The sequence below is a fragment of the Streptomyces sp. NPDC049541 genome, assembly GCF_044465725.1.
Lineage (GTDB): Bacteria > Actinomycetota > Actinomycetes > Streptomycetales > Streptomycetaceae > Streptomyces.
The window spans coordinates 1,409,385-1,421,447 of sequence record NZ_JBITLY010000001.1 but is presented as its reverse complement, the minus strand read 5'-3'; the positions used below and the strand labels follow the sequence as shown (position 1 = coordinate 1,421,447).

Sequence of the window (12,063 nt, the reverse complement as noted above, 5' to 3'; positions counted from 1 at the left end):
GAGGGTTTTCCCCCACCAGTTCCCTGAAGTATCCGCTGCCTGCGCACCGGGCACCCACCTTGAGCTGCGCCTCCCCGAGATCAAATGGTTCGCACCGGGAGGTGCAATGAAGTTGTGGTGTCCAGAGTTCAAGGTCGGCGGAACCGACGTAGGTGCTCTAACCCCTGAGCTACACCGGCGCGTTGTACCGGTGGCGGGACTCGAACCCGCGGCCGCCCCATTATCAGTGGAAGTAGGTCCTGCCTTCGCACCTGGACGTTCATCACTGTAAGAGGCGTGCCGCGGGAGGAGCGAGCGAATTAATCAGCCGCGCTTCTGGCGCTTCCAGGGCCCGGTGATCGCCAGCATGATCCCGGGCTCCTGGATGTTGGCGAACAGCGTGCTGCCGTCGGGCGAGAAGGTGACACCCGTGAACTCGCTGTATTCGGGCTTGTCTTCGGTGCCGATGTTGAGTTCGTTGCGGGCGATCGGATACGTGCGGCCGCTGTCGGTCGCGCCGAACAGGTGCTGCAGACCCTCGCCGTCCTCGGCGATGACGAGGCCGCCGTACGGGGAGACGGTGATGTTGTCGGGGCCGTCGAAGTTGCCCTCGGCGGACGGGTCGGGGTTGACGCCGAGCAGGACCTTCAGGGTGAGGGTGCGGCGCTTGGGGTCGTAGAACCAGACGGCGCCGTCGTGCTGCACGGGGCTCTCGTCACGGGCGTAGGAGGAGACGACGTAGACGCCGCCGTCGCCCCACCACATGCCCTCCAGCTTGCGGGCGCGGGTGACCTGGCCGGCGGTGAACTGCTTGCGGACGGAGGTCGTCCGGGCGTCGCGGTCGGGGACGTCCACCCAGTCGACGCCGTACACCGTGCCGATCTTCGTGGCGCGGGAGAGGTCGTCGACGAACTTGCCGCCGGAGTCGAAGCACTTGAAGGCCTGGAGGACACCGGCGTCGTCGGCGAGGGTGCGGAGCTTGCCGCGGCCGTGGCAGAAGCCCTTGGGCGGGGTCCAGCGGTAGAGGAGGCCGTTGGGGGTCGCCGCGTCCTCGGTGAGGTAGAGGTGGCCGCGCTTCGGGTCGACGACGACCGCTTCGTGGGCGTAGCGGCCCAGCGCCTTGATGGGCTTGGGGTCGCGGCCCGCGCGGCGGTCGGAGGGGTCGACCTCGAAGACGTAGCCGTGGTCCTTGGTCATGCCGTTCTGGCCGGCCTTGTCCTCGGTCTCCTCGCAGGTGAGCCAGGTGCCCCAAGGGGTGTTGCCGCCCGCGCAGTTGGTGGAGGTGCCGGCGATGCCGACCCACTCGGCGACATGGTCGCGGCGCACCTCGACGACCGTGCAGCCGCCGGATGCGGCGGGGTCGTAGACGAGGCCCTCGGTGAGCGGGACGGGGTGCGGCCAGTTGGCGCGCGGGCCCTTCAGCTCGTGGTTGTTGACGAGGAGGGTGGCGCCGCGGGGGCCGGCGAAGGTGGAGGTGCCGTCGTGGTTGGAGGGGGTGAACTCACCGGACTCCAGCTTGGTCCTGCCGCTGTAGGTGATGATCCGGTACTTGAAGCCGGCGGGGAGGGCGAGGATGCCGTCCGGGTCGGGGATCAGCGGTCCGTAGCCGACACCCCTGTGTGTGCCGGCCGACTCCTCGCCCGCTTCCTCGGTGTCCGAGGACGCCAGGGCGTTCGGGGCGGTGGCCAGGGCGCCGACGCTGCCCGCCAGCGCGACACCGGCACCGGTGATCGCGGATTTTCTGGCGAAGTCCCTGCGGGTGAGCGACATGGTGTCTCCTGTGACGGTGGGCGTGCCGTGGAGGGTGGCGGACCTCGGGTCGGCGCCACCGTTTCGCCCGTGCCTGAACGGGAGTTGAACGCGGGACGACACCTACGGGCCCTCTTCCATGAATCCGTCCAGTGCGGACCACGGAACTCAAAAAGACCTTGTGCCCGGGTAATGGGTCGGATGAATACCCACAGGGACGGCAGAACGACCCTTTTTCCTCTCCTCGGACCGGTCACCGGCCGATCGCGTCCCGCGGCGGAGCCGCCCAGCGACACGGTCCGTGGAGGGGCTGGCTCAACCCCCGTGCTGCGACCGCGCCTTGAACGCCGCCTTCCGTGCTTCCTTGGCGATCCGCTTGTCCGGGTGCAGCCGCCCCATGGCCTCCAGCACGTCCGCCGTGGCGGGGTGGTCGACCCGCCAGGCCGCGGCGAAGAAGCCGCCGTGCTGGGCGGCCAGGCCCGATACCAGCGCCCGTAGTTCCTTGGAGTTGCCCTCGGCGGCCAGTTGGGCGGCGATGGTGTCGATGGTGAGCCAGAAGATCATCGTCTCGGAGGGGGCCGGCACGTCCGAGGCGCCGTGCTCGGTCAGCCAGACCCGGGCGAGGCCGCCCAGCTCCGGGTCGTCGAGGACCTCGCGCAGTGCGGGTTCGGTCTCGGCGCCGACCAGGGACAGCGCCTGCTGGCAGCGCAGCCGGCGCAGGGGCGCGCCCGCGTCCGCGCCGCGGGCCGCGGCCAGCAACTCCCGTGCGGCGGCGAGGGGTTCGCGGCGGGCCAGCCACTGTTCGGTCTCGGCCTGTGCGGCGGCCTGGGGGAAGGTGGCCGTTCCGTCCAGCAGCGCGTCGGCGCCCTTGTCCACGAGGTCGCCGACCGCGGGCGCGGTGAGCCCGGCCTCCAGCAGTCGCGCCCGCAGCCCGTACAGGCCGAGCGGGGTCAGCCGCACCATGCCGTAGCGCGAGACGTCGGTGTCGTCGGCCCGGGCGGCGGGTTCCGCGGCAGCGTCGTCGGGCTCCGCCATCAGCGCCTCGTCGACCGGCTGGTACTCGACGAGTCCCACCGGCTCCAGCAGCCGGAACTGGTCGTCGAGCCGCATCATCGCGTCGGAGACCTGCTCCAGGACGTCGTTGGTGGGCTCCCCCATGTCGCTGGGCACGATCATCGAGGCGGCGAGGGCCGGCAGCGGGACGGGTCCGTCGCCGGGGCCGTCCTCGCTGACGGTGAGCAGGTAAAGGTTGCCGAGGACGCCGTCGAGGAACTCGGCCTCCGCCTCCGGGTCCCACTCCAGTCGGGAGAAGTCGATCTCGCCGCTCTCGTCGAGGGCGCCTTCCAGGTCGTCCAGGTCGGGGACGCTGGCGTCGGCGAGCACCGTCTCCAGGGCCTCCTGCCAGACGCCCAGCACCTCGTGCGGCGAGCCCTGGGTGAGCAGTGCCAGGTCCTGCCCGGCGGCGACGGTGCCCTCGGCCTCCTCCTCGGAGTCCGCGATCTCGACGAGCCCGGTGTCCACGGCGACCCGCCAGGCCTCGCTCGCCAGGGCCGCGGCGTCGTCCCCGCTCAGCCCGAGCAGCTCGGCGGCGGCCGGCAGCTGTTCCTCGACGAGCCCGCCCCCGGCGTCGATCCGGGTGTCCGGCCCGGCCCAGCGGGCGAGCCGGGCGGCCCGGGAGAGCAGGGGTGTGGCCAACGCGTCCCGCGCCAGCTCCGCTTCGGGGTGCAGCCGCACCGGCGGCAGGGGGGAGCTGTCTGACATCGGCTGGTTCTCCTCGGGCGTGTCGTACCACTCAACCGCTCAGCCTAGACGGATTTCCACCCATGCCGCCCGGTTCATCTCCCGGACCCCGTCCGTACATGGCCGAAACCTTGACAACTGGCGTGCGCACGCAGGAGATTGACGCGCGTAGAAACGAAGCGGACACATGTTCACTGTATTTTCTACGCGCGTCGCCACCGCCCCACCGGTCGCGGCCTAGGACCGTCCCGAGCACCACCCTCGTCCCGGCGCCCACGCACGTCCCCGGAGGGATCCCGTTGCCGAGCAAGTCTTCCGCGCGTCTCGCCGCGCTCACCGTCGCCGCCGTCTGTTCCGCGGCGTCCGCCGTAGCCCTGACCTCTCCGGCGCACGCCGACTCCGTGCGCATCCATGACATCCAGGGCACTACGCGCATTTCTCCGTACGCCGGCCAGAAGGTCACCGACGTGGCCGGAATTGTCACCGGCGTGCGCACCTACGGCTCCTCCAGAGGCTTCTGGATCCAGGATCCGAACCCGGACGACAACCCGGCCACCAGTGAGGGCATATTCGTCTTCACCAGCTCCACCCCGAAGGCCGCCGTCGGTGACTCCGTCACGGTCACCGGCACGGTCTCCGAGTACGTCCCCGGCGGCGCCTCGTCCGGCAACCAGTCGGTCACCGAGATCACCAAGCCGACGATCACCACCGTCTCCACGGGCAACGCCGTGCCGGCCCCGACGGTGATCGACGCGAAGTCGGTGCCCGCGCTCTACACCCCGGCGGGCGACACCGCCGCGAACGGCTCGATCAACGGTCTGACGCTGCAGCCGTCGACGTACGCCCTGGACTACTACGAGTCCCTGGAGGGCATGAACGTCCAGGTCGCCGACGTCCGCGTGGTCACGGCCACCGACCCGTACTCCGAGCTGTGGGTCACGGTGAAGCCGCACGAGCACCGGACCCCGAGCGGCGGCACGCTCTACGGCTCCTACGAGTCGCAGAACACCGGTCGGCTGCAGATCCAGTCGCTGGGCGCGACGGCCGACTTCCCGAAGGCGAACGTCGGCGACACGCTGACCGGCGCCACGGCAGGTCCGCTGGACTTCAACCAGTTCGGCGGCTACACCCTGGTCGCAGGTCAGCTGGGCACGCTGAAGAGCGGCGGTCTGCAGCGGGAGACGACGCAGAAGCAGTCGCGCGGCGAGCTGGCGGTCGCGACGTACAACGTCGAGAACCTCGACCCGTCCGACAAGACCTTCGACGCGCACGCCGCCGCGATCGTGAACAACCTGCAGTCCCCCGACATCGTGTCCCTGGAGGAGATCCAGGACAACAACGGTGCGACGGACGACGGCACGGTCGCCGCCGACGTGACGGTGAACAAGCTGATCGACGCGATCGTCGCGGCCGGCGGCCCGAAGTACGACTGGCGCTCGATCAACCCGGTCAACGACCAGGACGGCGGCGAGCCCGGCGGCAACATCCGCCAGGTGTTCCTGTTCAACCCGGAACGGGTGTCCTTCGTGGACCGTGCGGGCGGCGACTCCACCACCGCGGTGGGCGTCACCAAGGTGCACGGCAAGGCGCAGCTGACGGTCTCCCCCGGCCGTGTCGACCCGGCGAACGACGCCTGGAAGTCCAGCCGCAAGCCACTGGCCGGTGAGTTCGTCTTCCATGGCCGCACGGTCTTCGTGATCGCCAACCACCTGAACTCCAAGGGCGGCGACCAGGGGCTGACCTCGCAGTACCAGCCCCCGACGCGCAGTTCGGAGACCCAGCGGCACGCGCAGGCGACGCTGGTCAACGCGTTCGTCAAGAGCATCCTGGACGTCCAGAAGAACGCGGACGTGATCGCGCTCGGCGACATGAACGACTTCGAGTTCTCCGACACCGCCAAGATCCTGGAGGGTGACGGCGAGCTCTGGTCGGCGATCAAGTCGCTGCCGAAGAGGGAGCGTTACACCTACGACTACCAGGGCAACCAGCAGGTACTCGACCAGATCCTGATCAGCCCGTCGATCCGTAAGTCCTGCGACTTCGAGTACGACAGCGTGCACGTCAACTCGGAGTTCAACGACCAGATCAGCGACCACGACCCGCAGGTGCTGCGCTTCCGCCCGTGACGGGGCGGGCCCTGCTCAGGACTGGCTGAACACACCGTTCAGCCAGTCCTGCCAGGCGGCCTCGCACTCCTTGATGTCGGCGTCCGGCGTGAAGTCGTGCAGGGAGATGCCGACCGGGTGTCCCCAGTGGTTGCGCCCGAAGAAGCGGGTGAGGCCCCGGTCGGTGCGCAGCCCGATGAAGTACGGGTTGCGGAAGTCGACCACGGCGTCGAACTCGTCGGGCCCGCGGACCGTCAGCCGGGTGCCGGCAGCCACGTCCTCGCCCACACCGAGCGCCCCCCCGACGACGGCGAGGGCGTCGGCGGCCTTGGATGCCTCGGGCCCGTCGAAGGTGGCGAAGGCGGCAGGCCGGGGCGCGAAGTGGACCAGGTACTCGCGCAGGGTGTGCAGATAGAAGTCGGTGTGCTTCGCGGCGCCGTCGTACTGGTTGTCCCAGTCGTCGACGAAGATCCCGCTGTGCACGTACCGCACCCAGGCCCGGCGCCCCTCGTCGCGGGGCTCGATCGTGTAGTCGAGCTGGTTGAGGGTCTGCTCGGAGATGCCCTCGACGTCCGCGACGCGGTTGGTGTAGCGGTGCGGCGGGTCCCAGGCGGTGACCTCGGACCCGAAGGGTCCCTTGCCGCCGACCCGGGGCTCGGGCGGCTCCATCGGCCACAGGTACCCGCCGGTCCCGGTGGTGATCGCCTCCCACACCTCCTCGGGAGTGGCGTCGACCTCGAACTCGCGGGCGATCTCGAATTCCTTGGACATGGTGGGGCTCCTGCCTAGTCCTGCTCGGTTGCCTTGAGGGTGGGATGGACGGCCACGACGATCCGGTGGTCGCGCCCGCCCTCGGCGTCGGGGGCGTCGTACTTGCGGATCAGCGCGGTGACGCCGGCCGTCAACTCCTGGACGAACGCAGCCCGTTCGGCGGCCGAGGCGAAGCGCACCTCGCCGTCGAGGGCATACGTGGCCAGCCGTTTGCGGGCCTTCGCGGCACCGGTGATGAGCGAGCCGACGTCCCTGACGAGCCGGGCGCCGAGCGCCAGCAGCCACCGCGCGGACAGCTGGTCCCGGAAACGGTCCGGGTCCGGCTGCACGGCGGCGAGCGCGAGCGGCGAGATGACGTACGAGGCCGCGGTGGCCTGCATCAGCCGCTCGGTGACATTGCCCTTGCGGCGCTCCCCGGCCAGCTCGACCAGGCCGTGCCGCTCCAGCGCCTTGAGGTGGTAGTTCACCTTCTGCCGCGGCAGGCCGACCCGGCCGGCCAGCATCGCCGCCGACGCGGGTCCGGCCGCGAGCTCGGCGAGCAGCCTGGCCCTGACGGGGTCCAGGGAGACGGCGGCGGCCTCGGGGTCCTCGATGACGGTGACGTCCAGCATGCGTCCACCGTCCCACCGAAAACTTTTTTTGTCTAGAAGACTGAGGTTTTCGGTGAGACGGTGTCAGGGTCAGAGGCAGGAGCGTTCTGCTACCGCTTGGGGTACCTCCAGCCCACCACCACGACAAGGGCCAGAGCCGCTGTGATGACCAGCGCGGGCCGAGGGTGCCGTACCGCCGCCCTGACGACGGGGCGGGCGGGCCAGGGAGCGTCGTGTTCCGCCCTGTGCTGCAGGGTGTGTCCCGTCCGGCTGGCCCTGTCCTGGGCGGCGTGGCCCGCCGTCAGGGCTCGGTCGTGCACCTGGTGCCCGGCCTTCGTCGCCCTGTCCTGCACCAGGTGGCCGGTCTTCGTCGCAGTGTCGTGCACCTTGTGGCCGGTCTGCGCGGCCCGGTCCTGGACCGCATGGCCGGCCTGCGCGGCCGTGCTGCGCAGTTGCACGGTCATGGCGCTCGCCTTGTCCTTCAGGTCGGCCGCCCGGGCCCGCGCGCGTCCCTTCACATCCATCTTCTCCGCCAGCTCCTCCACTGTTTCGCCGAGTTGGCTGCGCGTCTGCTCGATCTGCCGCCTCAGCTCATCGGGTCCCTTGGCGCCGGAAGGCCCTGTCCTGTCCGTCATCGGTGCGCCCTTTCCCTGATCTCTTCGACATCGGCCCGGACGCTGACGAGGGTCTCCTCGGGCGTCGGCGGTGCGGCGCGGCGCAGCTGGGCGCGGCCGGTCACGGCCAGCACGGCCGCGATCACGAAGAGCACGGCGGTCACGATGAGCGCCGCAGCCCAGACCGACAGCACCAGCGAGAGGGCGGCGACGCCCGTGCCGGCCAGGGCGAGCAGGCCGGCGTAGGCGAACGCGCCCGCGGCGCCGAGCAGCCCGCCGCCGCGCCCGGCACGCCGGCCCTTGGCGGACAATTCCTCCTTGGCGAGGGCCACTTCCTGTCGTACGAGCCGGGATAGCTGTTCGGTGGCCTGTCCGACGAGCTCGCCCACCGAGCGGTGCCCGTCGCGCACCGGCTGGGGGTGCATGGTCCCGGTCACGGGGTCGCCTCCTCTCGCGTGCCTCTCGGCTTCCTCCGTTCGGAACACTCCGGGTACCCCTGCCGACCTCCGCTATCCCTGCCGGTCACCGCCCGGCCCGCGCTCGCCGAGCCGGCCCAGCTGGGTCTGGAACCAGTCGAGGCGGGCCTGCAACAGGGCTGCTTCGGCGACGAGTTCGGGCACCCCGAGCCCCTCGGGCACCGCGAGGTCCGCCGCCGGCAGCGCGGCGCCGCTGCCCGCCACCACCCGCAGCCCCTCCCCCGCCAGCCGTGCGAAGGAGGCGAGCGAGACGGACGTACGGCCGCGGACGCAGCCCGCGCAGGAGGGGGCCAGCGCGCGCCAGCCGGGCCGGCCCCAGCCCGCGTCGGCCAGGGCGGTGGCGACCGTGCCGCACGCGCAGGGGCCGACCGTGGCGGTCCGCACCCGCTGGCGGGCGTAGCGGAAGCCGCGCTCGAAGCGGAGGTAGCGGCCGAGGACCAGGACCTCCAGCAGGACGGCCGCCCGGTGCTCGGCCGTGCACAGCAGCGCCTCGGCCGCCGTGCGGTCGTGCACGCAGTGAAAGCCGCAGTCGCAGCGGCGGTGCGGTGCCCGATGGCGCAGTCCGTAGACACAGGACGCGTCGGCCAGGACTCCGTACGGCAGCGCGCCGCCCAGCGACACACCGGTGAACCCGGCCCGGGTGCCGTCCTGGGACAGCACCGGGTGGGCGATCTTGTATCCGGTCGGCGGCTCCGTCGGGCGTTCCTCCGGAAGCCGCAGTCTCATCGGGCCGCCGGGACCTCTTCGCGCGCGGACGCCTTGACGTCCTGGGTCTCCTCGGGCAGTTCGAGCTCTTGCTCATGGGTCTGCGGCTGTTCCTCCGCGACTCCGGTGGCCAGTGCCTTGCCGAGCTTCATGACGCCTCCATGGGCCGATGCCGATGACCGTCACGACCATGCTGACCCATGGCGGGCGAAATGGACATAGGGCCTGGCCGGCCGCACCACAGCAACGCTTATCAATATCTCGTAGAAGAATTAAGTGGAGCTTCACCGTCCCTCTGCCGAGACTGAGGGCATGACGACTACCGCCCCCTTCGGCCGGGCACTCTGCGCGATGATCACCCCCTTCACCGAGGGGGGCGCCCTCGATCTCGACGGGGCGCAGCGGCTCGCCGACCACCTGGTCTCGCGGGGGTGCGACGGTCTGGTGCTCTCCGGCACGACGGGCGAGTCACCGACCACCACGGACGCCGAGAAGGCGGCACTGGTCGAGGCGGTGCGGGAGGCGGTGGGCGGCCGGGCCTCGGTCGTGGCGGGCGTCGGCACCTTCGACACCCTGCACACCGTGGAACTCGCCCGGGAGGCCGAAAAGGCGGGCGCGGACGGCGTGCTGGTGGTCAGTCCGTACTACAGCAGGCCCCCGCAGGACGCGCTGGAGGAGCACTTCCGGACGGTCGCGGACGCCTGCGGGCTGCCGGTCGTGCTGTACGACATCCCGGGCCGCACCGGCACCCGTATCGAGTCGGACACCATGCTCCGGCTCGCCGAGCACCCCCGGATCGTGGCGGTCAAGGACTGCTCCTACGACTTCCTCGCCGCCCAGAAGGTGCTCTCCCGCACGGAGTTGGCGTACTACGCGGGTTGCGACGAGCACAACCTCGCCCTGTACGCGGTGGGCGGCGCCGGGTACATCAGCACCGTCGCGAACGTCGTACCGTCCGAACTCCGCGCCGTGCTCGACGCGTTCGAGGCGGGCGACACCCCCGTGTCCGCCCGCCTCCAGCAACGCGCCATGCCGCTCATCGAGTTGATGATGTCGGCCGGTCTGCCCGGCACCGTCACCGCGAAGGCGCTCCTCAACGAGCTCGGCCTGCCGGCGGGCACCGTCCGCGCCCCGCTGCGGCCCGCCGGCCGCGAGACGGTCGACGGGCTGCTGGCGGCCTACGAGGAGCTCACGGCCGGGTGACCGATCCGGGCCAGGTTGTGATCGTGCAGCCGGTGGTGCAGGTCGGGCTGCCGCCGATGCCTTGCCGGCAGCAGCACAGCCCTCGTGCCGTACGTTGTCGCTGTGAGCCGCCCCCTGCTGTTCCTCGACGTCGACGGCCCGCTCAACCCGTGGGCCGCACCGCCCGAACGCCGCCCGGAGGGCTATACGACGATCCGGGTGGCCCTGCATCCCGGCCGGGCCCTGCGGGTCTGGCTGAACCCGTCCCACGGCCCGGCACTGCTCTCCCTCGACTACGACCTCTGCTGGGCCACGACCTGGATGGACGCCGCCAACCGCTGGATCGCCCCGGTCATCGGTCTGCCCGAGCTGCCGTACGTCGACTTCGGTGCGGGCCTGTTCGCGCTCCGGGCCGACGGGGTGCACTGGAAGACGGAGGCGATCGTGGCGTATGCCGGGGGCCGCCCGTTCGCATGGGTGGACGACGAGCAGAGCCAGGCGGACGAGGAGTACGTGCGCGCCCACCATCCGGGCCGCGCGCTCCTGCACCACGTCAACCCGCGGCTCGGTCTGCGGGAGGACGACTTCGCGGCGCTCGCGGAGTTCGCGGCGGCGCCGCGGGCATGACGAAGCGCCCTCCCGCCCGCCGGCGGAAGGGCGCCCGGGCTGTCGTACCGCTCAGTTGTGGCTGTGCAGGATCTCGTTCAGACCGCCCCAGACCGCGTTGTTCGGGCGGGCCTCGACCGTGCCGGTGACCGAGTTGCGGCGGAAGAGGATGTTGGAGGCACCGGAGAGTTCACGGGCCTTGACGATCTGCCCGTCGGGCATGGTGACGCGGGTGCCCGCGGTGACGTACAGCCCGGCCTCGACGACGCACTCGTCGCCGAGCGCGATGCCGACGCCCGCCTCGGCGCCGATCAGGCAGCGCTCGCCGATGGTGATGCGGACGTTGCCGCCACCGGAGAGCGTGCCCATGGTGGAGGCGCCGCCGCCGATGTCGGAGCCGTCGCCGATCACGACACCCGCGGAGATACGGCCCTCGACCATCGACGTGCCGAGCGTGCCGGCGTTGAAGTTGACGAAGCCCTCGTGCATGACGGTGGTGCCGGCCGCGAGGTGCGCACCGAGCCGCACCCGGTCGGCGTCGGCGATACGGACGCCCTTGGGGGCGACGTAGTCCGTCATCCGCGGGAACTTGTCGACGGAGGTCACCTGGAGGTGCAGGCCCTCGGCGCGGGCGTTGAGCCGCACCTTCTCGATCTCGTCGACGGCGACCGGGCCGAGCGAGGTCCAGGCCACGTTGGGCAGCAGGCCGAAGATGCCGTCGAGGCTCTGGCCGTGCGGCTGGACCAGGCGGTGCGAGAGCAGGTGCAGCCGCAGGTAGGCGTCGTGCGTGTCGATCGGCTTCTCGTCGAGCGAGGAGATGACCGTGCGCACCGCGACGACCTCGACACCACGCCGGGCGTCGGTCCCGATCGCCTTCGCCGCACCGTCCCCGAGCAGCTCCAGGGCCTTCTCGGCGGACAGCCGCTCGGTTCCGGCCGGACCGGCCTCCTCGCTCAGCGCGGGCGCGGGGAACCAGGTGTCGAGAACAGTGCCGTCAGCGGCGATCGTGGCGAGCCCGGCGCCCACGGCGCCGGTGGTACGAGGAGCAGTCGTGTCGGTCATGAGGGCAACCTAACCGGCCGGGGCCTGCGCAGGCCAACCGATGGGGCCCCCGTCTCAGGTAACGGGCGGCCCCCTCCCAGCACCAGCGCCATGGTCGGATCTTCGCGAACCCGGACTGCCCTCGGCCCGGTCGCCGAGCGTGCAGGCGAAGCCGCCGTCGTGGTCTACCTCTGCATCACGGTCACCCACCTGCGCGGGCGGGCCCGGCTGATGCGGGAACGGCCCGAAGCCCTCACCGTCCGGATGTGGGCCTACCCCTGGCTGAGCCTGCTCGTCCTGGCGGCACTCCTGGCCATCATCGCCGGCATGGCAGCCGACTCCGGGAGCCGGCGCTCGCTCCTGCTGACCCTCCTGGTCACCGCCGTCGCCGTGGTCGCCGGCCTGATCACCCAGCGGGCCCGGCACCGGGAGAACGCCACCGAACCGGCGCCCTCAGACACCCTCGTCTGACGAGCTGTCGGGGCGCGCCCCATTCAGCCCGTCG

Annotated in this window: 13 protein-coding genes; 4 read left to right on the top strand and 9 right to left on the bottom strand. The window is 71.1% G+C overall.

Annotated elements, in window-relative coordinates; translation table 11 throughout:
* Window positions 1-303 precede the first annotated feature (303 nt).
* Window positions 304-1,749 carry an alkaline phosphatase PhoX gene (locus ACIBW9_RS06520; protein WP_398951767.1) on the bottom strand — a complete coding sequence of 482 codons (1,446 nt, stop codon included), beginning with the start codon at window positions 1,747-1,749 and terminating at the stop codon, window positions 304-306.
* Between the two features lie 294 nt (window positions 1,750-2,043).
* On the bottom strand, window positions 2,044-3,489 hold the full coding sequence (locus ACIBW9_RS06515; RefSeq protein WP_398951765.1) for a hypothetical protein: 1,446 nt from the start codon (window positions 3,487-3,489) through the stop codon (window positions 2,044-2,046).
* Window positions 3,490-3,767: 278 nt separating this feature from the next.
* Here ACIBW9_RS06515 and ACIBW9_RS06510 point away from each other — a divergent pair, with 278 nt between their 5' ends.
* Window positions 3,768-5,594, top strand: a complete 1,827-nt coding sequence (locus tag ACIBW9_RS06510) for an endonuclease/exonuclease/phosphatase family protein (protein WP_398951763.1) — start codon at window positions 3,768-3,770, stop codon at window positions 5,592-5,594.
* A 15-nt stretch (window positions 5,595-5,609) separates the two neighbouring features.
* Here the strand turns inward: ACIBW9_RS06510 and ACIBW9_RS06505 are convergent, their stop codons facing one another.
* The 6 genes from ACIBW9_RS06505 to ACIBW9_RS06480 all read right to left on the bottom strand — a co-directional run bounded on the left by ACIBW9_RS06505 (window position 5,610) and on the right by ACIBW9_RS06480 (window position 8,881).
* The gene (locus ACIBW9_RS06505) at window positions 5,610-6,344 is read right to left on the bottom strand and encodes an SRPBCC domain-containing protein (RefSeq protein WP_398951761.1); all 735 of its coding nucleotides are present in this window, start codon (window positions 6,342-6,344) and stop codon (window positions 5,610-5,612) included.
* A gap of 14 nt (window positions 6,345-6,358) precedes the next feature.
* On the bottom strand, window positions 6,359-6,955 hold the full coding sequence (locus tag ACIBW9_RS06500) for an ArsR/SmtB family transcription factor (protein WP_389083105.1): 597 nt from the start codon (window positions 6,953-6,955) through the stop codon (window positions 6,359-6,361).
* An 89-nt stretch (window positions 6,956-7,044) separates the two neighbouring features.
* Entirely contained in the window at window positions 7,045-7,569 is a 525-nt protein-coding gene (locus tag ACIBW9_RS06495) for a DUF3618 domain-containing protein (protein WP_398951759.1), read from the bottom strand.
* Window positions 7,566-7,985 (bottom strand): phage holin family protein, encoded by a 420-nt coding sequence (locus tag ACIBW9_RS06490; RefSeq protein WP_351469205.1) that lies wholly within the window; start codon window positions 7,983-7,985, stop codon window positions 7,566-7,568. The genes ACIBW9_RS06495 and ACIBW9_RS06490 overlap by 4 nt, the downstream gene beginning before the upstream one ends.
* A 72-nt stretch (window positions 7,986-8,057) precedes the next feature.
* Complete coding sequence (locus ACIBW9_RS06485; RefSeq protein WP_398951757.1) at window positions 8,058-8,750, bottom strand: hypothetical protein; 693 nt, start codon at window positions 8,748-8,750, stop codon at window positions 8,058-8,060.
* Window positions 8,747-8,881 (bottom strand): hypothetical protein, encoded by a 135-nt coding sequence (locus ACIBW9_RS06480; RefSeq protein ID WP_398951754.1) that lies wholly within the window; start codon window positions 8,879-8,881, stop codon window positions 8,747-8,749. Before ACIBW9_RS06480 ends, ACIBW9_RS06485 begins: the two co-directional genes overlap by 4 nt.
* A gap of 160 nt (window positions 8,882-9,041) precedes the next feature.
* On the opposite strand from ACIBW9_RS06480, the gene dapA reads away from it, so the two are divergent.
* Together dapA and ACIBW9_RS06470 are read left to right on the top strand one after the other, a co-directional pair.
* Complete coding sequence (dapA, locus tag ACIBW9_RS06475; protein ID WP_398951752.1) at window positions 9,042-9,932, top strand: 4-hydroxy-tetrahydrodipicolinate synthase; 891 nt, start codon at window positions 9,042-9,044, stop codon at window positions 9,930-9,932.
* A 102-nt stretch (window positions 9,933-10,034) separates the two neighbouring features.
* Window positions 10,035-10,538, top strand: coding sequence for a hypothetical protein (locus tag ACIBW9_RS06470; RefSeq protein WP_398951750.1), 504 nt, complete (start codon window positions 10,035-10,037; stop codon window positions 10,536-10,538).
* Window positions 10,539-10,589: 51 nt separating this feature from the next.
* Here ACIBW9_RS06470 and dapD read toward each other — a convergent pair whose 3' ends face one another.
* Window positions 10,590-11,579: a 2,3,4,5-tetrahydropyridine-2,6-dicarboxylate N-succinyltransferase gene (dapD, locus tag ACIBW9_RS06465; protein ID WP_398951748.1), complete on the bottom strand. Its 990-nt coding sequence runs from the start codon at window positions 11,577-11,579 to the stop codon at window positions 10,590-10,592.
* Between the two features lie 90 nt (window positions 11,580-11,669).
* Here dapD and ACIBW9_RS06460 point away from each other — a divergent pair, with 90 nt between their 5' ends.
* Window positions 11,670-12,029: a hypothetical protein gene (locus tag ACIBW9_RS06460; RefSeq protein WP_398951745.1), complete on the top strand. Its 360-nt coding sequence runs from the start codon at window positions 11,670-11,672 to the stop codon at window positions 12,027-12,029.
* Window positions 12,030-12,063 lie beyond the last annotated feature (34 nt).

Coding starts and splice junctions, on each gene's coding strand:
- ACIBW9_RS06520 (WP_398951767.1), bottom strand. CDS start 1,749: ATGTCGCTCACCCGCAGGGACTTCGCCAGAAAATCCGCGATCACCGGT.
- ACIBW9_RS06515 (WP_398951765.1), bottom strand. CDS start 3,489: ATGTCAGACAGCTCCCCCCTGCCGCCGGTGCGGCTGCACCCCGAAGCG.
- ACIBW9_RS06505 (WP_398951761.1), bottom strand. CDS start 6,344: ATGTCCAAGGAATTCGAGATCGCCCGCGAGTTCGAGGTCGACGCCACT.
- ACIBW9_RS06500 (WP_389083105.1), bottom strand. CDS start 6,955: ATGCTGGACGTCACCGTCATCGAGGACCCCGAGGCCGCCGCCGTCTCC.
- ACIBW9_RS06495 (WP_398951759.1), bottom strand. CDS start 7,569: ATGACGGACAGGACAGGGCCTTCCGGCGCCAAGGGACCCGATGAGCTG.
- ACIBW9_RS06485 (WP_398951757.1), bottom strand. CDS start 8,750: ATGAGACTGCGGCTTCCGGAGGAACGCCCGACGGAGCCGCCGACCGGA.
- ACIBW9_RS06480 (WP_398951754.1), bottom strand. CDS start 8,881: ATGAAGCTCGGCAAGGCACTGGCCACCGGAGTCGCGGAGGAACAGCCG.
- dapA (WP_398951752.1), top strand. CDS start 9,042: ATGACGACTACCGCCCCCTTCGGCCGGGCACTCTGCGCGATGATCACC.
- dapD (WP_398951748.1), bottom strand. CDS start 11,579: ATGACCGACACGACTGCTCCTCGTACCACCGGCGCCGTGGGCGCCGGG.
- ACIBW9_RS06460 (WP_398951745.1), top strand. CDS start 11,670: ATGGTCGGATCTTCGCGAACCCGGACTGCCCTCGGCCCGGTCGCCGAG.